24 protein-coding genes and 1 tRNA gene are annotated in these 25,735 nt (G+C 70.9%); 9 read left to right on the plus strand and 16 right to left on the minus strand.

Annotated elements, in window-relative coordinates; genetic code table 11:
* Positions 1-51 precede the first annotated feature (51 nt).
* Genes PWG71_RS15185 through PWG71_RS15195 form a run of 3 tightly spaced genes read left to right on the plus strand, consistent with a single transcriptional unit; the run spans position 52 to position 1,966 of the window.
* Positions 52-423, plus strand: a complete 372-nt coding sequence (locus PWG71_RS15185; RefSeq protein WP_274810358.1) for a DUF1048 domain-containing protein — start codon at positions 52-54, stop codon at positions 421-423.
* Positions 420-1,208 carry an ABC transporter ATP-binding protein gene (locus PWG71_RS15190; RefSeq protein ID WP_274810359.1) on the plus strand — a complete coding sequence of 263 codons (789 nt, stop codon included), beginning with the start codon at positions 420-422 and terminating at the stop codon, positions 1,206-1,208. Before PWG71_RS15185 ends, PWG71_RS15190 begins: the two co-directional genes overlap by 4 nt.
* Positions 1,205-1,966, plus strand: a complete 762-nt coding sequence (locus PWG71_RS15195; RefSeq protein WP_274810360.1) for an ABC transporter permease — start codon at positions 1,205-1,207, stop codon at positions 1,964-1,966. The genes PWG71_RS15190 and PWG71_RS15195 overlap by 4 nt, the downstream gene beginning before the upstream one ends.
* Positions 1,967-2,363: 397 nt before the next feature.
* On the opposite strand, the gene PWG71_RS15200 is transcribed toward PWG71_RS15195, so the two are convergent.
* From PWG71_RS15200 to nadD, 4 genes are all read right to left on the minus strand, one after another.
* Positions 2,364-2,436: transfer RNA gene (locus PWG71_RS15200), tRNA-Ala, on the minus strand.
* A gap of 78 nt (positions 2,437-2,514) precedes the next feature.
* On the minus strand, positions 2,515-3,138 hold the full coding sequence (locus PWG71_RS15205; protein WP_274810361.1) for a histidine phosphatase family protein: 624 nt from the start codon (positions 3,136-3,138) through the stop codon (positions 2,515-2,517).
* A gap of 44 nt (positions 3,139-3,182) precedes the next feature.
* A complete protein-coding gene (gene rsfS, locus PWG71_RS15210) occupies positions 3,183-3,581 on the minus strand; it encodes a ribosome silencing factor (protein ID WP_274810362.1) in 399 nt (132 codons plus the stop codon).
* A gap of 17 nt (positions 3,582-3,598) precedes the next feature.
* Positions 3,599-4,228, minus strand: a complete 630-nt coding sequence (gene nadD / locus PWG71_RS15215; protein WP_274810363.1) for a nicotinate-nucleotide adenylyltransferase — start codon at positions 4,226-4,228, stop codon at positions 3,599-3,601.
* 354 nt (positions 4,229-4,582) lie between these two features.
* On the opposite strand from nadD, the gene PWG71_RS15220 reads away from it, so the two are divergent.
* Positions 4,583-5,629 (plus strand): M48 family metallopeptidase, encoded by a 1,047-nt coding sequence (locus tag PWG71_RS15220; RefSeq protein ID WP_274810364.1) that lies wholly within the window; start codon positions 4,583-4,585, stop codon positions 5,627-5,629.
* A gap of 60 nt (positions 5,630-5,689) precedes the next feature.
* Here the strand turns inward: PWG71_RS15220 and PWG71_RS15225 are convergent, their stop codons facing one another.
* The 4 genes from PWG71_RS15225 to PWG71_RS15240 all read right to left on the minus strand — a co-directional run bounded on the left by PWG71_RS15225 (position 5,690) and on the right by PWG71_RS15240 (position 9,775).
* Entirely contained in the window at positions 5,690-6,427 is a 738-nt protein-coding gene (locus tag PWG71_RS15225; RefSeq protein WP_274810365.1) for an alpha/beta hydrolase family protein, read from the minus strand.
* A 214-nt stretch (positions 6,428-6,641) separates the two neighbouring features.
* Complete coding sequence (locus PWG71_RS15230) at positions 6,642-7,613, minus strand: hypothetical protein (RefSeq protein ID WP_274810366.1); 972 nt, start codon at positions 7,611-7,613, stop codon at positions 6,642-6,644.
* Between the two features lie 278 nt (positions 7,614-7,891).
* Positions 7,892-9,166: a glutamate-5-semialdehyde dehydrogenase gene (locus tag PWG71_RS15235; RefSeq protein ID WP_274810367.1), complete on the minus strand. Its 1,275-nt coding sequence runs from the start codon at positions 9,164-9,166 to the stop codon at positions 7,892-7,894.
* A gap of 162 nt (positions 9,167-9,328) precedes the next feature.
* The gene (locus PWG71_RS15240) at positions 9,329-9,775 is read right to left on the minus strand and encodes a type II toxin-antitoxin system PemK/MazF family toxin (RefSeq protein ID WP_274810368.1); all 447 of its coding nucleotides are present in this window, start codon (positions 9,773-9,775) and stop codon (positions 9,329-9,331) included.
* A 192-nt stretch (positions 9,776-9,967) separates the two neighbouring features.
* On the opposite strand from PWG71_RS15240, the gene PWG71_RS15245 reads away from it, so the two are divergent.
* Both PWG71_RS15245 and PWG71_RS15250 read left to right on the plus strand, forming a co-directional pair.
* Complete coding sequence (locus PWG71_RS15245; protein ID WP_274810369.1) at positions 9,968-10,783, plus strand: SDR family NAD(P)-dependent oxidoreductase; 816 nt, start codon at positions 9,968-9,970, stop codon at positions 10,781-10,783.
* Complete coding sequence (locus PWG71_RS15250) at positions 10,780-11,529, plus strand: SDR family oxidoreductase (protein WP_274810370.1); 750 nt, start codon at positions 10,780-10,782, stop codon at positions 11,527-11,529. Before PWG71_RS15245 ends, PWG71_RS15250 begins: the two co-directional genes overlap by 4 nt.
* Before the next feature lie 39 nt (positions 11,530-11,568).
* On the opposite strand, the gene PWG71_RS15255 is transcribed toward PWG71_RS15250, so the two are convergent.
* The gene (locus PWG71_RS15255) at positions 11,569-12,456 is read right to left on the minus strand and encodes an alpha/beta hydrolase fold domain-containing protein (protein ID WP_274810371.1); all 888 of its coding nucleotides are present in this window, start codon (positions 12,454-12,456) and stop codon (positions 11,569-11,571) included.
* Positions 12,457-12,687: 231 nt separating this feature from the next.
* On the opposite strand from PWG71_RS15255, the gene PWG71_RS15260 reads away from it, so the two are divergent.
* Both PWG71_RS15260 and PWG71_RS15265 read left to right on the plus strand, forming a co-directional pair.
* Positions 12,688-13,806 carry an AAA family ATPase gene (locus PWG71_RS15260; protein ID WP_274810372.1) on the plus strand — a complete coding sequence of 373 codons (1,119 nt, stop codon included), beginning with the start codon at positions 12,688-12,690 and terminating at the stop codon, positions 13,804-13,806.
* Positions 13,807-13,808: 2 nt separating this feature from the next.
* Positions 13,809-14,477, plus strand: coding sequence for a DUF4276 family protein (locus tag PWG71_RS15265; RefSeq protein WP_274810373.1), 669 nt, complete (start codon positions 13,809-13,811; stop codon positions 14,475-14,477).
* A gap of 21 nt (positions 14,478-14,498) precedes the next feature.
* Here the strand turns inward: PWG71_RS15265 and proB are convergent, their stop codons facing one another.
* From proB to PWG71_RS15295, 6 genes are all read right to left on the minus strand, one after another.
* Positions 14,499-15,659: a glutamate 5-kinase gene (proB, locus tag PWG71_RS15270; protein ID WP_274810374.1), complete on the minus strand. Its 1,161-nt coding sequence runs from the start codon at positions 15,657-15,659 to the stop codon at positions 14,499-14,501.
* Between the two features lie 91 nt (positions 15,660-15,750).
* A complete protein-coding gene (gene obgE, locus PWG71_RS15275) occupies positions 15,751-17,115 on the minus strand; it encodes a GTPase ObgE (RefSeq protein ID WP_274810375.1) in 1,365 nt (454 codons plus the stop codon).
* A 138-nt stretch (positions 17,116-17,253) separates the two neighbouring features.
* Positions 17,254-17,514 carry a 50S ribosomal protein L27 gene (rpmA, locus tag PWG71_RS15280; protein ID WP_274810376.1) on the minus strand — a complete coding sequence of 87 codons (261 nt, stop codon included), beginning with the start codon at positions 17,512-17,514 and terminating at the stop codon, positions 17,254-17,256.
* A gap of 13 nt (positions 17,515-17,527) precedes the next feature.
* The gene (rplU, locus tag PWG71_RS15285) at positions 17,528-17,839 is read right to left on the minus strand and encodes a 50S ribosomal protein L21 (RefSeq protein ID WP_274810404.1); all 312 of its coding nucleotides are present in this window, start codon (positions 17,837-17,839) and stop codon (positions 17,528-17,530) included.
* 352 nt (positions 17,840-18,191) lie between these two features.
* Complete coding sequence (locus PWG71_RS15290) at positions 18,192-21,176, minus strand: ribonuclease E/G (protein ID WP_274810377.1); 2,985 nt, start codon at positions 21,174-21,176, stop codon at positions 18,192-18,194.
* Positions 21,177-21,337: 161 nt separating this feature from the next.
* Positions 21,338-22,096, minus strand: a complete 759-nt coding sequence (locus PWG71_RS15295; protein ID WP_446725032.1) for a TIGR03936 family radical SAM-associated protein — start codon at positions 22,094-22,096, stop codon at positions 21,338-21,340.
* Between the two features lie 752 nt (positions 22,097-22,848).
* Here PWG71_RS15295 and PWG71_RS15300 point away from each other — a divergent pair.
* Positions 22,849-23,244, plus strand: a complete 396-nt coding sequence (locus tag PWG71_RS15300; RefSeq protein ID WP_274810378.1) for a DUF6221 family protein — start codon at positions 22,849-22,851, stop codon at positions 23,242-23,244.
* 489 nt (positions 23,245-23,733) lie between these two features.
* Here PWG71_RS15300 and PWG71_RS15305 read toward each other — a convergent pair whose 3' ends face one another.
* Positions 23,734-25,671, minus strand: a complete 1,938-nt coding sequence (locus PWG71_RS15305) for a TIGR03960 family B12-binding radical SAM protein (RefSeq protein WP_274810379.1) — start codon at positions 25,669-25,671, stop codon at positions 23,734-23,736.
* Positions 25,672-25,735 lie beyond the last annotated feature (64 nt).

Below are 25,735 nucleotides of genomic sequence, written 5' to 3' on the forward strand. Positions count from 1 at the left end.
CCACCGGGCCGCCGAACGCGCGGCCGTCGAAAGAGAAGAAGGAGAGATCCGATGACATCGTTCATCGAGAAGATCGTCGGCGACTTCGGTGACAAGCGCCGCTGGCGCGAGCACAAGGCGCGCGTCAAGGCGCTTCCCGCGAGTTACCGCACGACGGCCGAAGCGCTGGAGCGGTACCTGATGTACTTCGGCTCGATCGTCAAGGGCGACGTCCTCATGTCGATGCTGGAGGAGCTCGCGGACCTGTTCGAGCAGGCCGCGGCGGACGGGACCCCGATCCGCGCGGTCGTCGGAGAGGACCCGGTGGAGTTCGCGGAGATGTTCCTCGCGAACTACTCGGACGGCCAGTGGATCAAGAAGGAGCGCGACCGGTTGGTCGCAGCCGTGGCACGCGCCGAGGAAGAAGAGGGGAACCGCTCATGACGGCGCGCTCGACCGCCGGCCCGGCGATCCGGGTACGGGGCCTGGAGAAGTCCTACAAGGACCTGCGTGTGCTGCGGGGTGTGGACTTCGACGTGGACCGGGGCGGCGTCTTCGCCCTGCTCGGCTCGAACGGAGCGGGCAAGACCACGGTGGTGAGGATCCTGTCCACCCTGCTCAAGGCCGACGCGGGCACGGCCGGCGTCAACGGCTTCGACGTCGCCGCACAGCCGGCGAAGGTGCGCGACTCCATCAGCCTCACCGGACAGTTCGCGGCCGTGGACGAGATCCTCACCGGCCGGGAGAACCTCGTGCTCGTCGCCAGGCTGCGCCACCTCCGGGACCCGGGCGCGGTCGCCGACGACCTGCTCGCCCGCTTCTCGCTCACCGACGCGGGCGGGCGGAAGGTGGCGACGTACTCCGGCGGCATGCGTCGCCGCCTGGACATCGCGATGAGCCTGATCGGCGACCCGCCGATCATCTTCCTGGACGAGCCCACCACCGGGCTGGACCCCCAGGCACGCATCGAGGTGTGGCGGACCGTCAAGGAACTCACCGAGAACGGCACCACCGTGCTGCTCACCACCCAGTACCTGGACGAGGCCGAACAGCTCGCCGACCGGATCGCGATCCTTCACCGGGGCCGCATCATCGTCGACGGCACCCTCGACGAACTCAAGCGGCTGCTGCCCCCCGCCACCGTCGAGTACGTCGAGAAGCAGCCCTCCCTCGAAGACGTCTTCCTCGCTCTGGTCGGCGACGACGGCACGGACAAGGAACGGTCATGACCACGCACTTCCTCAGTGACACCACCACCCTGCTGGGGCGCTCCCTGCGCCACGTCTCGCGCAGCCCGGACACCATCGTCACGACCGCGGTCATGCCGATCGCCATGATGCTGATGTTCGTCTACGTCTTCGGCGGCGCGATCGACACCGGCTCGGAGTCGTACGTGAACTACATGCTGCCCGGCATCCTGCTCATCACGATCGCCTCGGGCATCGCCTACACCGCGTTCCGGCTGTTCCAGGACATGCAGGGCGGGATCTTCGAGCGGTTCCAGTCCATGCCCATCGCCCGATCGGGCGTGCTGTGGGCACACGTGCTGACCTCGCTGGTCGCCAACCTGGTCTCGCTCGCGACCGTGACGGGCGTCGCGCTCCTCATGGGGTTCCGCACCGGCGCGGGGCTGACGGCCTGGCTCTCGGTCATCGGCATCCTGTTCCTGTTCACCCTGGCGCTGACCTGGATCGCCGTGATCCCGGGTCTGACCGCCAAGACCGTGGACGGCGCGAGCGCGTTCTCCTACCCGCTCATCTTCCTGCCGTTCCTCAGCTCGGCGTTCGTGCCCACCGACACGATGCCCGGCCCGGTGCGGTGGTTCGCCGAACACCAGCCGGTGACCTCCATCGTCAACACGATCCGCGACCTGTTCGCCGAGCAGCCGGTCGGCGACGACATCTGGATCGCGACGGCCTGGTGCGTGGGCATCCTCGTCGTGGCCTACGGCTTCGCGATGAACACCTACCGCCGCCAGATCTCCTGAGACGGGTCGGGGACACGGGCGAGACCGCCACGCAGGCGCCCCCGACGGACGCGGCCCCGCCGCAGGCGTCACCTCCGGAGGACTCAGAGGTCTCCCCCGCCAGGAACGCGCGAAGCCGTCCCGTCGAGGCCGAAGTCCCTCTCACCCCACCGACACACACCACCCCCGCCACAGGCGGTCACCCCAAAAAGTTCCGGGCCCCGGGTGAACACGAAGAACGCCCCCGCGAACAGGCGCAGCCGTCCCGTCGAGGCAGAAGCCCCCACCCACCCCACCGACACACACCACCCCCGCCACAGGGGGTCACCTCGGGGGGTTCGGGGGGTCTCCCCCCGGGAAACACGAAGGACGACCCGGCGAGCAAGCGAAGCTTGCGAGCAGGATCGCCCTGAGTCCGTGGAGCTATGGGGATTCGAACCCCAGACCTCCTCCATGCCATGGAGGCGCGCTACCAACTGCGCCATAGCCCCTTGTGGGAGTCGGTCGCGCACTGTGTGCGCTGCCGACTCCCACACCATAGCGGAATCCCGCCCGGACGTCGAAACGGATTACGCGTCGTCGCTGAGTACGACCGGTTCCGGCAGGCTCGCGGCGTTGTGCTCCATGAGCCGCCACCGGTCCCTTCGCTGCTGGAGCACCGACCAGCAGCAGTTGCTGAGCGGACCGAGGATCTCGCGTTGTTCGTCGGGGATCCCGAGCAACCGGGAGATGCCGACCCGCAGCGCCGCGCCGTGGCTGACGACGACGAGCAGACCACCCTCCGGGGTGCGGGACAGCGCCCGGTGGATCGCCGCGTACATGCGGTCCCCCACGTCCCCGATGGGCTCCCCGTCGGGGATGTCCATGCGCGGGTGCCGCTCGGGCCACCGTTCGGCGAGTTCCTTGCCGGTGAACCCCTCCCAGGATCCGCCGAAGCGCTCGCGCAGCCCCTTGTCGAATTCGATCGGCATCCCCGTGACCCGACCGAGGTAGCCCGCCGTGTCCGCGGCCCGTTTGAGGTCGGAGGCCACGATGAGGTCGGGGCCCATCGTGGCGAGCAACCGCCCGGCCCGTTCGGCCTGGGCGTGTCCGACCTTGTCGAGTTCGATGTCGGTCTGGCCTTGGAACCGGTTCTCCACGTTCCACGCGGTTCGGCCGTGCCGCCAGAACAGCACACGACGGGTGTCGCTCACCTGGTGCGTCTCTCCACTCGGGGGTATGCGGGACAAACCGCTTCCTACAGTTCGTCCAGCGGGGTGCGCTCGGCGCCGCGCGCGCTCTCGGGGAGCTGTATGGTCGGGCAGTCCTTCCACAGCCTCTCCAGGCCGTAGTACCCGCGCTCCTCCTCGTGCTGGATGTGCACGACGATGTCGGCGTAGTCCAGCAGCACCCAGCGACCGTCGCGCTCGCCTTCGCGGCGCAGGGGCTTGGCCCCCGCCTTGAGGCGCAGCTGGTCCTCGACCTCCTCCACGATGGCGCGGACCTGGCGGTCGTTGGGCGCCGAGCAGAGCACGAAGGCCTCGGTGATGGCCAGCTGTTCGCTGACGTCGTAGGCGATGATCTCCTGGGCGAGTTTGTCGGAGGCGGCCTCTGCGGCGACCTTGACCATTTCCAGCGCCCTGTCGGTGACTGTCACGTTGTGCTTGCTGCCTTTCAGCTGTCTCGGTAGAGCCCGGTCTTGTTGATGTAGCGGACGATGCCGTCCGGGACCAGGTACCAGATGGGTTCGCCCTTGCGCACGCGCTCGCGGCACTCGGTAGAGGAGATGGCCAGCGCGGGGACCTCCACCAGGGAGACCTTGCCCTCGGGTAGTCCGGAGTCACTGAGCCGGTGACCGGGACGGTTACAGCCTACGAAATGCGCGAGCTCGAAAAGTTCGTCGGCGTTCTGCCAGCCGAGGATCGCGCCGAGGGCGTCGGCCCCGGTGATGAAGAACAGTTCGACGTCGGGCCCGTAGGAGGCGCGCAACTGCCTCAGGGTGTCGATGGTATAGGTGGGCCCGTGCCGGTCGATCTCGATGCGGTCCACGCGGAACTGGGGGTTCTCGGCGGTGGCGATGACCGTCATGAGGTAGCGGTCCTCGGGCGGGGTGACCTTCGCGGGGTCCTTCTGCCAGGGCATCCCGGTGGGGACGAACACCACTTCGTCGAGGTCGAAGAGGTGGGCGACCTCACTGGCCGCGACGAGGTGGCCGTGGTGGATGGGGTCGAAGGTGCCGCCCATGATGCCGACGCGGGTCGGCGGGGTGCGGACGCCGCTCCCCTTGTTGTCCTCGTGCGCCACTCGCGTGCTCCGTTCCTCGGTGTCGCGCGCCGGAATCGGCCAACCGAGATTAGCCGACGCCGCACGCGAACGCCGCACGCTTTGCCCTGTTAGTCCATTTTCACGGGTTTGCCCCGTGGAACAGGGACAACGACGCTCCCGCCCGCTTCCTTCCCATCGATCCTCCCGACGCGCCCTCCGATGCCCCCGGGCCGTCCCCGGCCTTTCCCCGAAGCGCCCCTGATCTTCCCCCGGGCCCCTTCCCCGAGGTTCCCCGGAGCGCTTCCCGCCGACCTCGACGGTTACGAGGCTCGCGTCATATCTCGATGGCCCGAAACCGTGGCCAAGCGGCATGACGCCGCATAGCATGCCGGTATGTCCAACTCACCAGATCGCGTCCGCGTCCGGCTCTCCGACATCTCGCCCCGTGCCTACGAGCATCCCGCCGACCGTGGCGCGCTGGTCGCGTTGCGGTCGCTGCGCGGGTTCGACGAGGTCTTCAAGCGCCTCTCCGGGCTGTTCAACGAGCGCTCCCTGCGGCTGATGTTCCTGTCGAGCGCGGTCCGTGTCGGCCCCACCCAGTTCCCGCACGTGTACGACTACGTGCGCGACGCCGCCTACGTCCTGGACCTGGACGAGGTACCGGAGCTGTACATCCAGATGAACCCCAAGCCCAACGCGATGGCGATCGGCAGCCACAAGCCGTTCATCGTGATGACGACGGGGCTGTTCGACCTGTTGGAGGCCGACGAGCAGCGCTTCGTCGTCGGCCACGAGGTCGGCCACATCCTCAGCGGTCACGCCGTCTACCGCACCATGCTGTTGGCGCTGATCCGCTTGGCGACCCGGGTGGCGTGGGTACCGCTGGGCTACATCGGTCTCCAGGCGATCGTGGCCGCCCTGGAGGAGTGGTACCGCAAGTCGGAGCTGTCCTGCGACCGGGCGGGGATCCTCGCGGCGCAGGACCCCGAGGCGGGCAAGCGCGCGCTGATGAAGCTGGCCGGCGGTTCGCGTCTGGCGGAGATGAACCCCGACGCCTTCCTGGAGCAGGCCCGCGAGTACGAGAGCGGCGGTGACGCCCGGGACGGCCTGATCAAGCTGCTCAGCCTGGTCGGCCAGACCCACCCGTTCGCGGTGGTGCGCCTGGCCGAGCTGGACCGCTGGGTGGAGGAGGGCTCCTACCGGCGCATCCTCGACGGCGACTACCCGCGCCGTTCCACCGACAAGGAGGCCCGGGTCGGCGAGGAGGCGCGCAACGCCGCCAAGTCGTACAAGGAGTCGTGGGAGCGCACCGGCGACCCGCTGCTCGGCACGCTGCGCGATGTCGCGGGCAGCGCGGCCAGCGCCGGCGGGAAGATCTTCGACACGGTGGCCGACCGCTGGCGCGGCGGCGCGCGCGGCGAGCAGAACTCCGGCACCTGACCCCCACCGCGGGTTCGTCGGGAGGGGCGGGGCCTTCGGGCCCCGCCCCTCCCGTCGCGTTCAGCGCGCCAGGTGGGCGCGCACCCCGCCCCAGGCCGGGTGCCCGGGGTCGATGACGGCGAAGTGGTCGGCCCCGACCGGCTCGGAGAACTCCACCCGGTCGCCGGCGGCGCGGGCCGCGGTCACGTAGGCGCGCGTGTGCTCGACGGGGACGCGCTGGTCGGCGTCGCCGTGCACCACCAGTTGGGGACGCCCGATCGGGACCCGGTGCAACGGCGAGGCGATGGAGTGGAGCCCCGGTTCGGGGTCGGCGCCCAGGAAGGGCTCGACGGCCCCTTCGCCGAGTCCGGCCCGAGCGCACCGTTCCAGGTCGGTGATGGGCGCCAGGGCGACGACCTCGGTGACGGGCGTGTCCAGGGACAGGGCGTTGAGCAGGGCGAGGTGTCCGCCGGCGGAGTGTCCGACGCTCACCACCCGGGAGGTGTCGTAGCGGTCGGGGGCGGCGCGCAGGGCCCGGCCGAGGTGGGTCAGGGCGGCGTCGACGTCCTCCAGGGTCCGCGGCCAGCCGCCGCCGTCGGTGCCGGTGCGCCGGTATTCGACGTTCCACACCGCCCATCCGGCCTCGGCGAGGTCGCGGGCGAGGGGGTCCATGAGCGAGGCGTCGTGCAGATCGCGCCACCACCCCCCGTGCAGCAGCACGGCCACGGGTGCGGGCGGGCCCCCGCCCTCCGGTTCCCACCGGTGGACGATCGTGCTCGGGTGGTCGCCGTAGGACTCGGTGGTCGGTGTGGTCGGCATGGGCCCTCTCCTCGTACGACGCCTCTTCGCGTCGCCCACACGGTAGCGGTTCCTTCCCCGCCGACCGCTTCGACGTCGGGTTCCTCCCCGGCACGGAGGTGATCGGACCGGCCCAGCGCGACGATCCGCCGACCCCCGTCACGAAGCTCGGCGCCGCCGGCACTGGATGCCGGCGGCGCCGATGCGCGAGGAGGGGTGAACCGCTGTCGTCGCCCTAGAAGGCGGGACCGGCGGCCATGGCCTCGTCGACGGTCTCGGCGCGAGCCTCTTCGACCTCTTCGACCAGGTCCTCCTGGTGGGCCTCGAACTCCTCGACCACGGCGGCGCTGAAGGAGCGCAGCGCCACCTCCTGGGTGAGGATGTCGCCGCGGACGCGGTTGGCGTCGCCGATCTGGGCCGTCGGGCTGTTGCCCGACGCGGCCAGGTCGCCGCCGATGATGTTGTTGTCGATGTAGACGCCACCGGTGATGCCGGTGACGGTCAGCTTGCCGTCGATGTAGTTGATCGACGAGCAGAAGCCCTCCTGCTCGCCCGCGCCGATGGCGACCGGGCCGGCGCCGTCGGTGTAGGAGGCGGCGCCGAGGACCTCGCTGTCGCAGAGGATGCCACCGCTGGTGGAGCCGCTGACGGTGAGGGCGCCGCGCACGACCGAGTCGTAGACGTCGAGGTACTCGACGCCGGTGCCCTTCACGGCACCGCCGATCCGGGAGCCCTCGACGTAGACGGCGCCGGTCTCGGCGTTGATGTTCTTGACGGAGGAGTCGACGACGAACGCGAAGCCGTCGTTGGAGGCGCCGTTCACCGGGACGGTGCGCAGCGCCGCGCCGGCGGTGCTCTCCTCCAGGTAGGTGCCGTAGGAGCCGCGGTTGACGACGCGGCCGTCGACGGAGGTGTCGGAGGCGTCGAAGTAACCGTCCTGCTGGACGATGACCTCGCCCTGGATCTCACCGCCCAGAATGTGGAGGTTGGCACCCTTGCGAACGGTGACGTCACCCTGGATGACGGTGCCGTCGAGGAAGCAGCTCTTGCCGGCGGGAACGGCGAGGTCCGTGGGCAGCGTGATGGCACCGCCGTGGCCCGAGCAGAGGGTGACCAGGTCAGCCTGGGCGGGAACGGCCATGAGCGTTGCACCGCCGACAGCGAGGGCCGCCGTGGCGACGGCCGCGACCGTACTCCGGATCTTCATGCGGGGGGATTCCTTTCATCGTGACCGTGGGGGTGACGTTCCGGTTCTCCGAGCGGGGAAGAGCTTCGGGAAGACACCCCAGTGAAAGTACCGACCTCTCGCCGCTTTGGGAATACTTGCTACAAGAAGATTCCCTTCTGTCCAGGTTTCCGCCGGGAAAACGGACGAGGTGCCAATAGCGGTCCGGCACCCTCGGTGACGTGCCCCGACCCGGCCGCCCCGGTTACGCCGAGGGCCGCCCCGGACGGATGTCCGCGACGGCCCCGAGTGAGGGCGACTCACCTCACATGGCCGTCACCGGTGACGATGTACTTGGTCGAGGTCATCTCGGTCAACCCCATGGGACCGCGGGCGTGCAGTTTCTGGGTGGAGATGCCGATCTCCGCCCCGAACCCGAATTCTCCACCGTCGGTGAAACGGGTGGAGGCGTTGATCATCACGGCCGCGGCGTCGACCCGGGAGACGAAATACCGGGAGGCCCTCAGCGAGTCGGTGATGATCGCCTCGGTGTGCTTGGTGGAGTACCGGCGGATGTGCGCCAGGGCCTCGTCGATGGTCGGTACGACCCGCACCGCCAGGTCCATCGACAGGTACTCGGTGGCCCAGTCCTCCTCGCCGGCCTCGACCACCGTGGCGGGCGAGTCGTGGGCGGCGGCGATCGCTCGCACCCGGTCGTCGCCGTGCACGGTCACGTCCGCCTCGGCGAGCGCGGCCAGGACCCGGGGCAGGAACTCCTCGGCGACCGCCTCGTGCACCAACAGGGTCTCGGCGGCGTTGCACACGGAGCAGCGCTGGGCCTTGGCGTTGACGGTGATGTCCACGGCCTTGTCGAGGTCGGCCTCGGCGTCCACGTACACGTGGCACAGGCCCTCGCCGGTCTCGATGACCGGGACGGTGGAGTCGCGCACCACGGCCTGGATGAGGGAGCCGCCGCCGCGCGGGATGAGGACGTCGACGAGCCCTCGGGCCCGCATGAGGGCCAGGGAGGACTCGCGGGTGCGGCCGGGCACGAGCTGCACGGCGTCCACGGGGACCCCGGTGCCGGCCAGGGCGTCGCGGATGACGCCGACGATGGCGGTGTTGGAGTCGTAGGCCGAGGAGGAGCCGCGCAGCAGGGCGGCGTTGCCGCTCTTGAGGCACAGCGCGGCGGCGTCGACGGTGACGTTGGGCCGGCCCTCGTAGATGATGCCGACCACGCCGAGCGGGACACGGATCTGGCGCAGGTCCAGGCCGTTGGGGAGCACACCGCCGCGCAGGGACTCGCCCACCGGGTCGGGGAGCTCGACGATCTCGCGCACGGCGTCGGCGATGGCCTCGATGCGCCCCGGGGTCAGCGTGAGTCGGTCGATCATGGCCTCGGAGGTGCCGTCCCGCCGGGCCCGCGCCACGTCCTCGGCGTTGGCGGCCGTGATCTCGTCGGCCCTCTTGACCAGGGCGTCGGCGATCGCCGTCAGCGCGGCGTCCTTGACCGCCCGGCTGAGCGGGGCGAGGTCGGCCGCCGCGTCCCCTGCACGTTCGGCTACCGCGCGTACCTCGCGCTCGATGTCACTCATGGCGTTCTCTCTCGCAAGTCGGGAGGGCCACCCCCGAGTACCGGGGCCCGCCGCGTCGAAGGACCTGGCCGGGGTGGTCCGTCCAGACTATCGGTCCGGGTCGCCCCGCGTCGGGAGCGCGCACGGGCCCGGGGCCCGCGTCGGCGCGGGCCCCGGCGCCGGTCAGCTCCAGCCGTAGCGGGCACGCAGGACGTCGGCGACCAGCCAGAACGTCCGCTCGTCCAGAACGGCGGCCTCACGGCGGATGTCGTCCTCGTCGAACTCGAAGAGGCGGTCCATGCGCAGGTGGGAGTCGCGGCCCTCGCGGTCCCAGGGGCCCGGTCCGATGGGCAGCCAGTCCTCACGCTCCCACTGCTCGGGGCGCTGGGTGGACAGCATCAATCCGTGCAGTCGTCGGCCCTTGCGGCCGACCACGAGCAGCGGCCGGTCCTTGCCCTGGGAGGGGTCCTCCTCGAAGGGGACCCAGGTCCACACGATCTCCCCGGCGTCGGCCAGGCCGTCCCGCTCGGGGGCGTAGGCGAGCCTGGTGGCGTTCTCGGAGGTGGGGACCTCCCGCACCTCGCCTCGGTGGGGGTGGTCGTCGCCGCGCTGAATCGTGGGTTCGCTCATGCGGGAATGATAGGGGTCCACGGACGGTACCCGGGATGGTGTGCGGTACCGGTCGAGGAGATACCGAACACCGTTCACTAGGATCGTTGGCGCGACGCGCCGCCGCAGGGCGGAGGCGTCCGCCGACGGACCCGACCTGGCGCACCGGGTTCCCGTCGGTCGTCAGCGAACCGATGGAACACGGAGCCGGACATGACCACCTCTTCCACCCGCCGCACCGTCCTGGTGACCGGTGGCGCCTCCGGGCTGGGCGCCGCGCTCGTCGCGGCGTTCTCCGCGCGCGGCGACCGCGTCCTCGCCACCGACCTGGCCGACGAGGCCCCCGCGGGCCTGCCCGCCGAGGCGGAGTACCTGCGCCTGGACGTCACCTCCGACGAGGACTGGGCGAACGCCCTGGCCTGGGTCGAAGAGCACTGGGAGGGCCTGGACCTGCTGGTCAACAACGCCGGTGTGGCCGCGGGCGGTCGCATCGACGTGCTCGACATGGACGACTGGCGGTGGATCACCGAGATCAACCTTTTCGGTGTGGTGCGCGGCTGTCGGACCTTCACCCCCCTGTTCAAGCGCCAGGGATCGGGGCACATCGTCAACACCGCCTCGGCCGCCGGTCTCATCCACCCGCCCGCGATGGGCTCCTACAACGCGACCAAGGCGGCCGTGGTGGCGCTCAGCGAGACCCTGCACCACGAACTCCGCCCCTATGGGGTGCGGGTGTCGGTGGTGTGCCCGTCGTTCTTCCGCACCAACCTGGCGTCGTCCCTGCGCGGCAGCGACCCCGAGGTGGAGAAGAGCGCCGTCAGGCTCATCAACGGGTCGCGCCTGGGCGCCGAGGACATCGCCGCCCGGGTCGTGAGGGCCATCGACCGGGGCACCCACCTGATCATCCCCGACGCGCAGGCCAGAGCGGCGTTCTGGGGCAAGCGTCTGGCGCGCCCCCTGTACGACCGGGCGATGCGGGCCGTGGCCGGGCGGATGCTGCGGCACGTCGGCGACAGGGAGGACGCGTGAGCGAGGGCACCGTCGTCATCACCGGCGCCAGTTCCGGTCTGGGCGCGGAGATGGCCCGACAGTTCGCGGCGCTCGGCTACGACCTGGGCCTGTGCGCCCGGCGCGTGGACCGGTTGGAGGGGCTGCGCGAGGAGATCGCCGCCGCCCACCCCGGACGGCGCGTGGTGCTGCGGGCCTTGGACGTCACCGACGACGAGGCCGTCTTCCGGGTGTTCGGCGAACTGGCCGCCGCTCTGGACGGTGTCGACCGGGTCGTGGTCAACGCCGGGCTGGGCAAGGGCGCGGCGCTGGGCACCGGCCGTTTCGACGCCAACCGGCAGACCGCCATGACCAACTTCGTGGGGGCGCTGGCCCAGACGGAGGCGGCGTTGGAGATCTTCCGAGCGCAGGGCCGCGGCCACCTGGTGATCATCTCGTCGATGTCGGCGCTGCGCGGGATGCGCAAGGCCATGACGGTCTACGCCGCCACCAAGGCGGGTGTGTCCGCCCTCGCCGAAGGGGTGCGCTCCGAGCGCGTCCCGGGCGTGGACGTGTCGGTGATCCACCCGGGCTACATCCGCTCGGAGATGAACGAGCACGTGGCGCACCGGACCCGGTTCATGGTCGACACCGAGGTGGGCGTGCGCGCCATGGTCGCGGCCATCGAGAAGCGCAAGGTGAGGGCCTACGTGCCGGCGTGGCCGTGGGCGCCGATCGGCTTCCTGATGAGGCGCCTGCCGCTCTCGGTGGTCCGCAGGCTGACGTGATCCGGCCCCACGGCGCCCGGTGACGGGCGCCGTGGGCGTTCACAGGTCCCGGACGGTCCGCAGGATCTCCGCCCGCGCCTCGCCGCCCTCGGGGACCGGGACCAGCGGGTAGATGTGGAAGGCCCCCTCCTCCTCGCTGAGGCGGACCGTGCCACCGACCTCGGTCACCAGGTCCCGCAGACGGCGGGTGTCCGGCAGCAGCACGTCGCGCGTGCCGATGTACAGGTCCAGGGGCGGCAGGGTCGCCAGCTCCCCGTAGACCGGGCTCAGCCGGGGAAGGGCCAGGTCGTCCCCGCCCGACCAGGACTTCGCCGCCTCCACCATCCCCACGGGGCTCAGCCAGGGGTCGTGCTCGTCCACCTCGGCGATGTCGGGGTTGGACATCGTCAGGTCGGCCCACGGGGAGATGAGGATCAACCGCGCCGGTTCCGGCAGTCCGGACCCCGGCAGGGTCTGGGCCAGCGCCAGGGCCAGACCGCCGCCGGCGGAGTCTCCCGCGAACACGGTCCGCCCGGCCGCCACGTCGTCCGACAGCTCCCGGTAGACCTCCGTCAGGAACGGGAAGGCCTCCCGGTAGGTGTGCTCGGGGGCCAGACCGTAGAGGGGCACCTCCACCCGGCAACCCGTGTCGGCCATCCGGGAGATCAGCACCCAGTGCCACGCCGAGATCTCGCTGACGTAGGTCCCGCCGTGCACGTACAGCACGGCCTTCTCGGGCTCCCGTACGTCCCGGGGGAACACGGTGTAGACCGGGAAGCCGCCGACCTCCCGGAGGGTGATCCAGTGTCTCTGGGTGACCCAGAGGGGAGGCGCGGGGTCCTCCTTCGGCCGGTGCAGCCACTCTCGGGCGCCTTCGACCGACTCCATCGGGCGTTTGCGCACCACGCGCAACGCCAACGCCAGCACACGCGCCACCAGGCTCGGCATGGTGTCACCCTCCTCGGGAAGTCCTGTCAGGACCCTTTCACGATCCCGCGATGACGGTCCGAGGCGGGTGGGGCGTGTCAGAGGACGACGAGGTCGTCCCGGTGGACGAGTTCGCGCTCGTAGGCGGGACCCGTCTCCCGGCTCCATCACCCGACAGGGCCTCTTCCCCGATGAGGCCACCGGGGCTCTCCACCGGGGCCGATCCGACTCGCCCATGGCTAGGGTTGCCCTATGGAACGCCGCAGACTCAGCTCTCTGACCGTCGAGGGCCTGACCTCGATCCGCTCGGCCACCGTCGAACTGGGGAATGTGAACGTCCTGGTCGGAGCGAACGGCTCGGGTAAGAGCAACTTCGTCTCGGCCCTGGAAATGGTCGGCAGGATCGCCGACGGGCGTCTGGGCATGCACACCCTGCACAGCGGTGGCGGTTCCAACCTGCTCCACCAGGGCCCGGAGCCGAGCGACGGGATCGGTCTCAAGGTGTCGTTCGGCCCCGTCTCCTACGAAGCGGTGCTGACCCCGACGGCGGACGACTCGCTCGTTCTCGCTTCCGAGACGTTCTTCGCCCCTCCCCAGGCCGGAACCGCCCCCACGGGGATCACGGTCACCGGCGGCTCCAGGGAAAGTCTGCTCTCGAAGGTGCGGAGTGGTGAGGTCGGGGCCTCCGGGAAGCTCCGGGAGGTCTCCGAGGCCGTGCTGGACCAGCTCACCGGTTGCCGTGTCTTCCACTTCCACGACACCGGCGCGAACGCCCCCGTCAAGGGCAACGGCTACAGGGCCGACGACCTCACCCTGCATCCCGACGCCGCCAACCTCGCCGCCGTGCTCATGCGCCTGCGCGATGAGGACCCCGGCGTCTACAACCGCGTCCTCCGCGATGTACGGGGCATCGCACCGTTCTTCCGCGACTTCGTACTGGTCGAGCAGAACGAGCGCGTGCGGCTGCGGTGGACCCAGCAGGACAGCGAGAACGTCTTCCCCGTCAGCGCGATGTCCGACGGCACGCTGCGCTTCGTCTGTCTGGCCACCCTGCTCAACATGCCCGGACGGCCGGGCATCATCGTCCTGGACGAACCCGAACTGGGCCTGCACCCCTACGCCATCGTGCAACTCGGCGAGATGATCCGCTCGGCGAGCGTCGACGGCCAGATCGTCATCGCCACCCAGTCCGTCACCCTGATCGACCAGGTGGCGTTGGAGGAGCTGATCGTGGTCGAACGGGAGGCGGGGGCCTCCGTCTTCCACCGCCCCGCACCGGAGGAACTCCGGGCCTGGCTGGAGGAGTACTCCCTGGGCGAACTGTGGCAGAAGAACCTCCTGGGCGGACGCCCCCGATCCGAGCGGAGGTGAACGTGCGCAGGCTGCACATCCTCTGTGAGGGTCAGACCGAGGAGAACCTCGCGACCGAGACCTTGCGGCCCTACTTCACCTCACCGGACGCCTATGTGACGGTGTCCGTCCTCAATACGCGACGCACCGTCGCGGGTCCCGATCGCAAGGGAGGTGTCGGTCGCTGGAGCGCGCTGGACCGGGACATCCGTCTGCTCCTGCGCGACACCTCCGTCCACGTGCTCACCACTCTGGTGGACTACTACGGCGCACCGTCGGACACGCCGGGGATGGGGAGCCGACCGCAGGGGGCACCGCGCGACCGGGTCGCACATGTGGAGGCCGCCATGGCCGAGGCCGTGGGCGACGCCCGTTTCCTTCCCCACCTGGTCCTGCACGAGACAGAGACCTGGGTCTTGGCCTGTGCGGACACCCTGGGAGAACTCAGCGGGAAACCGAGTCTCGCCGCCTCGCTCCGTGCTCTCAGCGAGAGCGCCGGAGGGCCCGAGTCGGTCAACGACGGCCCGGACACCGCCCCCTCCAAGCGGATCCTGAGACTGGATCCGACCTATCGCAAGACCAGGGACGGCCCCGACGCCATCTGTCTGACCGGTGTGGAGGAGATCCGTCGCCGGTGCCCGCACGCCGACGCCTGGTTCCGAGCCGTGCAGGAGCGTCTGGGCACCCGGTGACCTCGCTGGAAGGTGCCCGGGTCAGAGGACGACGAGGTCGTCCCGGTGGACGAGTTCGCGCTCGTAGGCGGGACCCATCTCCCGGGCCAGCCAGCGGGTGGAACGGCCCATGAGGTCGGGGACCTCGACGGAGTCGTAGTTGACCAGCCCGCGGGCCACCACCGTGCCCTGTTCGTCGCGCAGGTCCACCGGGTCACCGGCACTGAACTCGCCGAGCACGTCCACCACCCCGGCGGGCAGCAGGGACGCCTTCTCCTGGATCACGGCGGCCACCGCGCCCGGGTCCAGGACCAGGCTGCCGCGTCCGGCGGTGGCGTGCGCCAGCCACAACTGGCGGGCCGAGGGGCGCCGCCCCGAGGCCGCCGCGAAGAGCGTGCCCACGCCCTCCCCCGCCAGGGCGGCGCGGGCGTTGGCGGCCGAGGTGAGCAGCGTGTTGACGCCCGCCTCGGTGGCGATGCGCGCCGAGGCCACCTTGGTGACCATGCCGCCGGTGCCGACACCGCGTTTGCCCGCCGAGCCGATGTCGATGCCCTCCAGGTCGTCGGGCCCGTTCACCAGCCCCACGACCCGGGAGGCGGGGTCGGACGGGTTCCCGTCGTAGAGGGCGTCCACGTCCGACAGCAGCACCAGGGCGTCGGCCTTCATCAGGTGGGCGACCAGGGCCGCGAGCCGGTCGTTGTCGCCGAAGCGCAACTCGTGGGTGGCCACCGTGTCGTTCTCGTTGACGATCGGCAGGGCGCCGATGTCCAGCAGGCGGCGCAGCGTCCGTTGGGCGTTGCGGTGCTGCACCCGGCGCATCAGGTCCTCGACGGTGAGCAGGACCTGGGCGGTGTTGATGCCGTATCCCGCCAGTTCGGCGGTGTAGGCGGCCAGCAGCAGCCCCTGGCCGACGCTGGCGGCGGCCTGCTGCGAGGCCAGATCGCGGGGGCGGGCGCGCATCCCCAACGGGGTCATGCCGGCGGCGACCGCGCCGGAGGAGACCAGGATGACCTCCTGGCCGAGGGCTCGGCGGGACGCCAGCACCTCGACCAGGTCCCGGATGCGGCCGGAGTCGATCCGGCCGTCGGAGGTCGTCAGGGACGACGACCCCACCTTGACCACGACCCGGCGGGCGGCGGCGACGGCCGCTCGCCCACGGGCCTCGCGGGACGCGGTCTCTTCGAGTTGTTCTGCGCTGTGCACCGTAAGGGGGCTTTCCATCCGAGGGCGCGGACCGGGCGGCGGATCCGCGCCCGTCTTGCGTGTTCGGCCGGGCGATGCGTCCCCGCGCGGTTCAGCCCAGCCGGGCGTCGGTCCCGCGCGGGCCGGACGGGACGGCCTCGGCGTCCATCGACGGGTCCCAGTCGAACACCACGGAGTCCTCCTCGGTACCGATGTGGACCTCGGCGCCCTCGGTGGCGCCGGCCTTGGCCAGCTGCTCCTCGATGCCCAGGCGGTTGAGGCGTTCGGCGAGGTAGCCGACGGCCTCGTCGTTGGAGAAGTCGGTCTGGCGCACCCAGCGGGCGGGCTTCTCCCCGCGGATCTGGAAGGCGTTGTTCCCCAGCGGGACGACCTCGAAGGGCACGTCGCCGATCATCTTGGGTCGGATGACGATGCGGGTGGGCTCCGCGGGCGGAGCGGCGTCGCGGGCCGCGGAGACCTGCTCGCCCAGGGCGAAGGAGAGCTCGCGCAGTCCTTCGCGGGAGGCCGCGGAGACCTTCAGCACCCGGTAGCCGCGCTCCACGAGCATGGGGGTGACGAGTTCGGCGAGGTCTCGGGCCTCGGGCACGTCGACCTTGTTGAGGGCGACGAGGCGCGGGCGGTCGGACAGGTCGATGCCGGTGTTCTCCCCGTAGGCGGACAGTTCCGCCTCCAGGGCCTCCAGGTCGCTGATGGGGTCGCGGCCCTGCTCATAGGTGGCGCAGTCCAGGACGTGGAGCAGGGTGGAGCAGCGCTCGATGTGGCGCAGGAACTCCAGGCCCAGGCCCTTGCCCTCGCTGGCGCCGGGGATGAGCCCGGGCACGTCCGCGATGACGTACTGCACCGTGCCCGCCTCGACCACGCCGAGGTTGGGGACGAGCGTGGTGAAGGGGTAGTCGGCGATCTTGGGCCGGGCGGCCGACATCGCGGCGATGAGCGAGGACTTGCCGGCGCTGGGGAAGCCCACCAGGCCGACGTCGGCGATGGTCTTCATCTCCAGGCGCACGTCGAAGCCCTCGCCCTCCTCGCCCTTGAGGGCGAAGCCGGGGGCCTTGCGCTTCTTGGAGGCCAGGGCGGCGTTGCCCAGGCCGCCGCTGCCGCCCTCGGCGATCACCAGGCGGGTACCGTGGCCGACCAGGTCGGCGATGACCTCGCCGTTCACGCGGGTGACCACGGTGCCGTCGGGCACGTACAGGACCAGGTCGGAGCCGTTGGCCCCGCTGCGGTGGCCGCCCATGCCGGGGGTGCCGTTCTGGGCGTTGCGGTGCGGGCGGCGCTGGAAGTCGAGCAGGGTGGCGGCCTGGGAGTCGACCTCCAGGACGACGTCGCCGCCCCGGCCGCCGTTGCCGCCGTCCGGGCCGCCCAGCGGCTTGAACTTCTCACGGTGCACGGAGGCGCAACCGTGCCCGCCGTTCCCGGCCTTGACGTGCAAGACCGCCTCATCGACGAAGTCGGGCATGGTTCTCCTCAGTGTCACTGCGCGGTCGCCCCGCAGGGGCGACCCGATCGAATGCGTGCGTCATCTGGTGACAACACGAGAGGCGGGCCAGTGTTCCCTGGCCCGCCTCCGAAAAAACCACAACGTTCGTGCGCGGCCCTACTCTGCGGCGGCGGGAACGATGTTCACGGCCTTGCGGCCGCGGAAGTTGGCGAACTTGACCTGGCCGGCGACGAGCGCGAACAGCGTGTCGTCACCGCCACGGCCGACGTTGGCGCCGGGGTGGAACTTGGTGCCGCGCTGACGGATGAGGATCTCACCGGCCTGGACGGCCTGCCCGCCGAAGCGCTTGACACCCAGGCGCTTGGCGTTCGAGTCGCGGCCGTTACGGCTGGACGATGCGCCCTTCTTATGTGCCATCTCTCAGATCCTCCTACTTCGCCGAGATGCCGGTGACGCGGACCTGGGTGTGCTTCTGGCGGTGACCCTGGCGCTTCTTGTAACCGGTCTTGTTCTTGTACTTCAGGATGTTGATCTTGGGGCCCTTGGTCTCGCCGAGAACCTCGGCGGTGACCGTGTAGCCGCTCAGCTTGTCCACGTCGCTGACGACGTTGTCGTCGTCCACGACGAGAATGGGCTGCCACGTGATGGTGGCGCCGGTCTCGGCCGAGACCTTGTCGATGTTCAGGACGTCATCGACGGACACCTTCTCCTGACGGCCGCCCGCTCGCACGATCGCGTACACCGCGTAACTCTCTTCCTGCTCGCTCAACGAATAATGCTCGGGGCCATCCCCGAGACATGTGTTCGGGGTCCGGGTCCGGCCGTGGCCCGAAACGGGTCTCGGCCGGGAGGACTACCCAGGTGGGACTGGGGAGCCCTCGTTCCACGATCCACTGTTGCCTGTAGCGGGGCGCGGGGATCCGAGGGAAACAAACCCTGCGTGAGAGCACTTGGTGTCGGGGCGCGCGATCACTCGGAGCGCGCCGACGCACCGTCCATCAGATTACCATCGACCCGCCACGGGCCTGCACACGTGCCGCGGTCCGGGCCGGGATCACATCCCGACCCGGACCGGGCCCACGTCCCGCTCCGGCTCAGCCGGCGTCCACGGCGGTGGACGATGCCGCCGCCTTGGTCCGCCGGGTGCGGCGACGCTTGGGCCGCTCGGCGGCCTCCTCGTCGCCCTCCGCCGGTGCGGTGGTCTCGGTCACGGCCTCCGGGTCACCGGTCGCCTCGGCGGCCGCGCGAGCGGTCCGACGGGCACCGGTGCGCCGTGTGCGCCGAGGCGCCGGCTCCTCGGCCGGGGCCTCCTCCGCCGTCGGCTCCGTGGCGGCCTCGGCGGCCGGGGCCTCCGAGGCGGAGGCCGACCGCTCCGACTCCGCCGGGGCGACCTCCGCGGTCTCCTCGGCGGGCTTGTCGTCGGTGGTCTTGCGCGCCCGCGAGGCCCGCTTGCGGGTCCGCTTGGGCTCGGGCTTCTCGGTCGGCTCCTCGGCCGCCCTTTCGGGCTGCTCCGGGGCCTGGACCTCGGCCTCCACGACGGGCTCGGGCTCCTCCGCGACGGGTTCCTCCGCCACGGCGGCCTCGGACTGCTCGGCCTCGGCCTTGCCCTTGTCGGCCTTGCCCTTCTTCTTGCGGCCACCGCCGCCGTTGGCGTTACCGGATCCGCCCTTGCCCTCCGCGGGGTCGGAGGACAGGACCAGACCGCGGCCGCTACAGTGCTCGCAGGTGTGGGAGAAGGCCTCCAGCAGACCCTGGCCGACCCGCTTGCGGGTCATCTGCACCAGGCCCAGCGAGGTGACCTCGGCCACCTGGTGCTTGGTCCGGTCGCGGGACAGGCATTCGAGCATGCGCCGCAGCACCAGGTCGCGGTTGGACTCCAGCACCATGTCGATGAAGTCGATGACGATGATGCCGCCGATGTCGCGCACCCGGAGCTGGCGGACGATCTCCTCGGCCGCCTCCAGGTTGTTCTTGGTGACGGTCTCCTCAAGGTTTCCGCCCTGACCGGTGAACTTGCCGGTGTTGACGTCGACGACGGTCATCGCCTCGGTGCGGTCGATGACGAGCGAACCACCGCTGGGCAGCCAGACCTTGCGGTCCAGCGCCTTGTTGATCTGCTCGTCGATCCGGTAGGCGGCGAAGACGTCGCGGTCCTCGGTCCAGTGCGAGGCGCGCTCGGCGAGGTTGGGCGCCACGTGCTCGACGTAGTCGTGGACGGTGTCCCAGGCCTCGTCACCGGAGACCACCAGGCTGGAGAAGTCCTCGTTGAACACGTCCCGAACGACCCGGATGGTCAGGTCGGGCTCGCTGTTGAGCAGCGCCGGGGCGTTGGCCGACTTGGACTTGCGCTTGATCGACTCCCACTGGTTGGCCAGACGGGAGATGTCGCGCTCCAGCTCCTCCTCGCTGGCCCCCTCGGCGGCGGTGCGCACGATGACGCCGGCGCCGGAGGGCATGACCTTCTTGAGGATCTGCTTGAGGCGGGCACGCTCCTTGTCGGGGAGCTTGCGGCTGATACCGGTCATCGAACCGCCGGGCACGTACACCAGGTAACGGCCGGGCAGGCTGACCTGACTGGTCAGGCGGGCGCCCTTGTGGCCGATCGGGTCCTTGGTGACCTGCACCAGGACCGACTGGCCGGACTTGAGCACCGACTCGATGCGCTTGGGCTGACCGTCCAGGCCGAAGGAGTCCCAGTTGACCTCGCCCGCGTACAGGACGGCGTTGCGGCCCTTGCCGATGTCGACGAAGGCGGCCTCCATCGACGGCAGCACGTTCTGGACCCGGCCCAGGTACACGTTGCCCACGTAGGAGCGGTGTGTGGCGCGGTCGACGTAGTGCTCGACGAGGATGTCGTCCTCAAGGACGGCGATCTGGGTGCGGTCACCGGTGCGGCGGATCACCAGGTCGCGCTTGACCGCCTCACGGCGGGCGAGGAACTCCGACTCGGTGACGATCGGGGCGCGGCGGCGACCCTGCTCGCGGCCCTCGCGACGGCGCTGCTTCTTGGCCTCCAGGCGGGTGGACCCGCGCACGGACTGGACCTCGTCCTCGATGGGCTTGTCCGGGCGTGGCTCGCGGACCCTCACCACCGTGTTGGGCGGGTCGTCGGTGACGGCGTCACCGCTCGCGCCACCGGAGCGGCGGCGCCGACGACGGCGCCGGCGGCTGCCGGAACGCTCGCCCTCGTCGGAGGTGTCGGCCTCGTCCTCGTCCTCGGCGGAGGTCTCCTCCGCGACGGGCTCGGTCTCCTCGGTGGAGGCGTCGGTGTCGTCGCCCTCCTCACCGGAGCGGGAGCGGCCGCGGCCACGGCCGCCGCGGCGGCGGCGACGGCGGCTGGGCCGGTCCTCGGAGGTCTCGTCGTCGCCGGTGGCCTCGGCGGTCTCCTCTTCCTCCTCGTCGTCGTCCTCGTCGATCTCCTCGTCCTCGACACGGGAGGGCACGGACGTCGTCGGGGCGGCGGTGACCACGGGGGGCTGGAAGAGCATGGAGGGCGCCTGGAAGACGGAGCCCCCGGGCACGGCGGACTCCTCGGTCTCCTCGTCGGCGTCCGGGGTCGCGGGCGCCTCGGGCTCGGGGGTGACGGCGGCGCGCGTGCGCGAACGGCGCGTGCGGGTCCGGGTCTCCTTCTCGACCGGCGCGTCGGCGGCGGGCCCGGTGGCCTCGGGGGCCCCTGCCTTGTCGTCGGGCGCGGCGGCGCGGGCGCGGCGGGCGGTGGTGCGCGGCTTCTTCTCGGGCTCGGGCTCGGCCTCCGCCGCCAGGACGGTCCTCTTCACCGGCTCGGCCGGAGGCCGGTCCTCCACCCGCACCGTGCGTCGGCGCACGGGTGTGGCGGAGGTGACCTTGACCGTGCCGCCCTCACCGGAGCCCGCGAGCGTGGTCACGGGTTTGGTGGGGGGCACGAACACGTCGTCGGGTTCGGGGGGCGGTCCTGCGGCGCGGCGCACGCCCTTGGCCGGCGCGGGCGTGGTCACGCGCACCTCGCCTCCCCCCGTGGGGGGCGTGGCCGCCCTCGTTTCGGTCGTTTCAGTTGTACCCACGGTGTCGTCTGCACCGTTGCTGGGCTCGTTGTCGAGCATCCGGGCGGTCTCCCGTCAAAGTCCTCGGGCGCGCCGCGACCTCTCGGTCGGCGGCGCGGCTCACGAGAACTGTCGTCGCAGTTTCAGCGCCGACGGAGCCGGAGCACCGTCGGGGCAAAGTCCTGTGGTGGCGCCCACGTTCCCCGCTTCGGGACCGTTCATCAGCGCGGTCCCGTCATGGACGCCGACGGCTGTGGTGCGCTGTCGCCCCGCTCATCGGCGTCGTCCGCCGGTCCGGAGTCGTTTCGGTCCGCGGCGAGCGGGTCAGCGATCGCACCTGTCGTCTCGTCCAGTGGCCCCTGCGCCAGCCGGGTCATCATCGGTGATGACGGCGGCGCGAGGTCGGCCACGTGGCGGAGTCCGTTCAGCACGTCGTCCGGTCGTACAGCAGGTGTCGTGTGCCGTACGACCATCCGAAGTATGGCATATGTGTCGTCCTGATCCCTCGGGGCACGCCCATGGGAACCACGACACACGTCGATGCCGACCACCGCCGGTCGGGTGTCGAAGCGGCGACGGCCCTTCTTGGTCATCCTCTCCACCTCGACGCTCTCGGCCGCGAGGTAGACCCGCACGGCCCGTTCCGCGTCCTCAAGACCGACACCGGTCAGCTCCACCCGCCATTCGGAGGCCTGGAGCCGATCGGCCAACCCCGGCCGACGGGCCTCGACGACCTCGACGACGTCGATGCCGTCCGGCATGGCCGCGTCGATGTCGTCCCCGACCCGATCGGGTTCTCGCGCCTCGGTGAGGGTGAGTTCGAGGTACTCCGCCTCGCTGGCGACCCCGGTGGGGGCCGCGCCGGTGTAGGAGATCTTCGGGTGGGGTGAGAAGCCGGCGGAGAACGCCACGGGCACGTCCGCGCGACGCAGGGCACGTTCCAGCACCCGGGCGATGTCCCGGTGGCTGGCGAACCTCATGCGTCCGCGCTTGGCGTAGCGGACGCGAAGCCGTTGTCCGGGTACGGCGGTGGAGGGTGAAGTGGTGCCCTCGGGTGCGGGGGGCAGCTCAACTCCTTTCCTCGTGCCCCTCTGAGCGGTCGCGGGGCGACCGGCGAGGGACTGTTCCTCGTCCTGTTCAGCGTACGGTGCGCGGTGGTGCACATGGACCGGCGAACCGGCGAGCGCTCCGTTGCACGTGCGTCCGAACAGGACCACGCATCCGGTATCTGCCCCACTGACCTGCGCTCGAAAAGTCCCGATGGGACTCGAAGCGGACCACCTTGGGAAGATCGTGGACGCTGAACCCCTGTTCACCTTCAGAACACGGGGCTCCGGAAAAAAAATCCGAAGAAAATCCCGAACCCATGGCAACCCCCTCGGGCGGCCGCGAGTCCTATTACACGTACGGCCCGGCGCGAGCGGGGCGCCGGGCCGTACACCTTCTCTCCCGGGCACTCCCCTCACAGGGTCGAGGACCGCCGTCGAGACGGCGCCCGGACCGCGCATCGTACTCCATCACCCCCGGGGCCCCTCCGTGCGCCCCTCCCCGTTCTCCTTCCTCGCTTCTCCGCGCCCCTGGCCGGAACCGGCCAGGCCGTCGGGGTCCGTACCGGTAAGAATCCGCCCTTCGCCGGCCGAACTGGAACGACGCGGCGCGTTACCCCTCCCCCTCCGCCACCCCGGCACCGGCTCCGGTCCGGGGCGCACACGCCGGCACTAGGGTCGGGGCGATGACACGGACGGACCCCCACCTGGGGAGATCGGGGACGAGCATGACGATCGTGGAGTTCCTCAACGCCCGCCTGGACGAGGACCAGGCCGTGGCCCGCAAGGCCCGTCCCGGGGCGTGGCACGTCGACGGGGAGGGTGCGCAGGTGCTCGACGGTGCCGGGGCCCCGGTCGTCGAGGCCGGTGACTCCCCGGACACGGCCGGGCACATCGCCCGGCATCACCCCGAACGGGTGCTGCGGGAGGTGGCCCTGCGCCGCCGGATGATCCAGGAGGTCGACGAGTACACCCGGTTCTCCGGCAAACGGCTCGACGGCGAACTCGCCCGACAGGTGCTGGGCGCTCTGGCCGGGGCCTACTCGAACCACCCGGACCACCGGGCGGAGTGGACGGTCTGAGACCCGCCCGCGAGGGCCGGCCCGTCGAGGACCACCGTGACCGCGCGTCCGTGGCCCTCCTCGTCGGGTCCGCCCCGTGCCCGGTCCGTACTCGGGCGATGACGTCCGGGACCTCGCCATGGCGGTCGGCCCCCACCCGCTCCCGGACCGTGCGGCCGTCCTTCGGCGCCTCGACCTCGGCGGCCGTCGCATCGGGGCGCGTCCCCGCGCGGCACGCGGCACGCGGGAGCCGTCCCGGGGCGGCGGTCCCGTCGTCGTGTCAGGCGACCCGGCCGGTGGCGGCGGATACGACGTGACGGCCGCCCGCCGGGGGCGTCGCCGTCCGATCCCCGACACCGGCGACGTCGAACGGCCGGCGGAGAACACCGCCGCGCTCGACATCGCCCTCGCCGGGACGGAGCCGACCGGGCTCGGCACCATCACCGCCCGTGTGCACGGCCCGCCCGGGCCGGGGCGACCTTCCTCGTCCCGGCTCGGGCGCGTTCGGTGTCAGAGCACGGTGAGCGGCAGCATGGGGCGTCCCTCCGCCGGGGTGTTGATCTGGATCTCGGTGCCCATGCTCGGGCACACCCCGCAGTCGTAGCAGGGGCTCCAACGGCAGTCGTCGATCTCCACCGACTCATCCCCGTGCAGGGAGTCCTGCCAGTCCTGCCACAGCCAGGAGCGGTCGAGCCCGGCGTCCAGGTGATCCCAGGGCAGGACCTCGTCCTCGTCCCGCTCCCGGGTGGTGTACCAGTCGACGTCCACCGGCTGATCGGCCAGGCCGAGCTCGGCGGCCTTCATCCACCGTTCGTAGGAGAAGTGCTCGCTCCAGCCGTCGAACCGGCCTCCCGCGAGCCACACCTCCTCGACGACCCGGCTCAACCGGCGGTCACCCCGGGAGAGCAGGCCCTCGACGATGGAGGGACGGCCCTCGTGGTAGCGCAGCCCGATGGACTTGCCGTAGGTGCGGTCGGCGCGGAGCCGGTCGCGGAGCTTGCGCAGCCGGGCGTCGACCTCCTCGTAGGGGCTCTGGCCCGCCCACTGGAACGGGGTCTGCGGTTTGGGCACGAACCCGCCGATGGAGACCGTGCAGCGGATGTCCTTGCGTCCGGTCACCTGGCGACCGGCGCGGATGACCTCCGTGGCCAGGTCGGCGATGGCCAGCACGTCCTCGTCCCGCTCGGTGGGCAGACCGCACATGAAGTACAGCTTGACCTGGCGCCACCCGGAGGCGTAGGCGGCGGTGACGGTGCGGATGAGGTCGGCCTCGGTGACCATCTTGTTGATGACCCGGCGCATGCGCTCGCTGCCGCCCTCGGGTGCGAAGGTCAGTCCGGAGCGACGGCCGTTGCGGGTGAGCTCGTCGGCAAGGTCGATGTTGAAGGCGTCCACCCGGGTGGAGGGCAGCGACAGCCCCGTGTTGGTGCCCTCGTAGTTGTCGGCCAGGCCCTTGGCGATCTCCTTGATCTGGCTGTGGTCCGCGCTGGACAGGGACAGCAGGCCCACTTCCTGGAACCCGGAGTTCTTCACGCCCTCCTCGACCATCGAGGTGACGGTCTCCTTGGAGCGCTCGCGCACCGGCCGGGTGATCATCCCGGCCTGGCAGAAGCGGCAGCCGCGGGTGCAGCCGCGGAAGATCTCCACGCTGTAGCGCTCGTGGACCGACTCCGCGGTGGGCACGATCGGCTTCTTGGGGTAGGGCCACCGGTCCAGGTCCATCACGGTGTGCTTGTGGACCGTCTCGGGCACGCCCGGCCGGTTCGGCGTGTACGAGGCGATGCGCCCGTCCTCGTGATAGGCCACGTCGTAGAAGCGCGGCACGTACACCCCGCCGGAGGCGGCCAGGCGCAGCAGCAGTCCGTCGCGGCCGCCCGGCTCGCCCTCGTCCTTGAACTCCCGGACGATCTCGGTGATGGCGAGGCTGATCTCCTCTCCGTCACCGAGCACCACGGCGTCCAGGAAGTCGGCGATGGGCTCGGGGTTGAACGCCGAGTGCCCGCCGGCCAGGACGATGGGGTGTCCCTCGCGCCGCTCCGCCGAGCGCAGCGGGATGCCGGCCAGGTCGAGCGCGGTGAGCAGGTTGGTGTAGCCCATCTCGCTGGCGAAGCTGACGCCGAGCAGGTCGAAGGCGCCGAGCGGGCGGTGGGCGTCCACGGTGAAGTGGGGGATCCCGTGCTCGCGCAGGAGGGCCTCCATGTCCGACCAGACCGCGTAGGCGCGCTCGGCCAGCACCCCCTCGCGCTCGTTGAGGACCTCGTAGAGGATCTGCACGCCCTGGTTGGGCACGCCCACCTCGTAGGCGTCGGGGTACATCAGGGCCCAGCGCACACGGGCGCCGTCCCAGTCCTTGACCACGGAGTTGAGCTCTCCGCCGACGTACTGGATGGGTTTGGCCACCTGGGCCAGGAGCGGTTCCAGTCGCGGGAAGAGGCTTTCGACGGTCATGGGTCTATGGCTTCCGATCGGCGGACGGCGTTCTCACTGCCCTTTCAGGCTACCTGCGGGAACC

It is taken from the genome of Nocardiopsis sp. N85, from assembly GCF_028882275.1.
Taxonomy (GTDB): Bacteria; Actinomycetota; Actinomycetes; order Streptosporangiales; family Streptosporangiaceae; genus Nocardiopsis; species Nocardiopsis lambiniae.

Coding starts and splice junctions, on each gene's coding strand:
- PWG71_RS15300 (WP_274810378.1), top strand. CDS start 22,849: ATGACACGGACGGACCCCCACCTGGGGAGATCGGGGACGAGCATGACG.
- PWG71_RS15295 (WP_446725032.1), bottom strand. CDS start 22,096: ATGAGGTTCGCCAGCCACCGGGACATCGCCCGGGTGCTGGAACGTGCC.
- obgE (WP_274810375.1), bottom strand. CDS start 17,115: ATGCCCGACTTCGTCGATGAGGCGGTCTTGCACGTCAAGGCCGGGAAC.
- PWG71_RS15255 (WP_274810371.1), bottom strand. CDS start 12,456: ATGCCGAGCCTGGTGGCGCGTGTGCTGGCGTTGGCGTTGCGCGTGGTG.
- PWG71_RS15190 (WP_274810359.1), top strand. CDS start 420: ATGACGGCGCGCTCGACCGCCGGCCCGGCGATCCGGGTACGGGGCCTG.
- PWG71_RS15260 (WP_274810372.1), top strand. CDS start 12,688: ATGGAACGCCGCAGACTCAGCTCTCTGACCGTCGAGGGCCTGACCTCG.
- PWG71_RS15240 (WP_274810368.1), bottom strand. CDS start 9,775: ATGAGCGAACCCACGATTCAGCGCGGCGACGACCACCCCCACCGAGGC.
- PWG71_RS15195 (WP_274810360.1), top strand. CDS start 1,205: ATGACCACGCACTTCCTCAGTGACACCACCACCCTGCTGGGGCGCTCC.
- PWG71_RS15225 (WP_274810365.1), bottom strand. CDS start 6,427: ATGCCGACCACACCGACCACCGAGTCCTACGGCGACCACCCGAGCACG.
- PWG71_RS15290 (WP_274810377.1), bottom strand. CDS start 21,176: ATGCTCGACAACGAGCCCAGCAACGGTGCAGACGACACCGTGGGTACA.
- PWG71_RS15220 (WP_274810364.1), top strand. CDS start 4,583: ATGTCCAACTCACCAGATCGCGTCCGCGTCCGGCTCTCCGACATCTCG.
- PWG71_RS15245 (WP_274810369.1), top strand. CDS start 9,968: ATGACCACCTCTTCCACCCGCCGCACCGTCCTGGTGACCGGTGGCGCC.
- rpmA (WP_274810376.1), bottom strand. CDS start 17,514: ATGGCACATAAGAAGGGCGCATCGTCCAGCCGTAACGGCCGCGACTCG.
- PWG71_RS15235 (WP_274810367.1), bottom strand. CDS start 9,166: ATGAGTGACATCGAGCGCGAGGTACGCGCGGTAGCCGAACGTGCAGGG.
- PWG71_RS15305 (WP_274810379.1), bottom strand. CDS start 25,671: ATGACCGTCGAAAGCCTCTTCCCGCGACTGGAACCGCTCCTGGCCCAG.
- PWG71_RS15230 (WP_274810366.1), bottom strand. CDS start 7,613: ATGAAGATCCGGAGTACGGTCGCGGCCGTCGCCACGGCGGCCCTCGCT.
- PWG71_RS15185 (WP_274810358.1), top strand. CDS start 52: ATGACATCGTTCATCGAGAAGATCGTCGGCGACTTCGGTGACAAGCGC.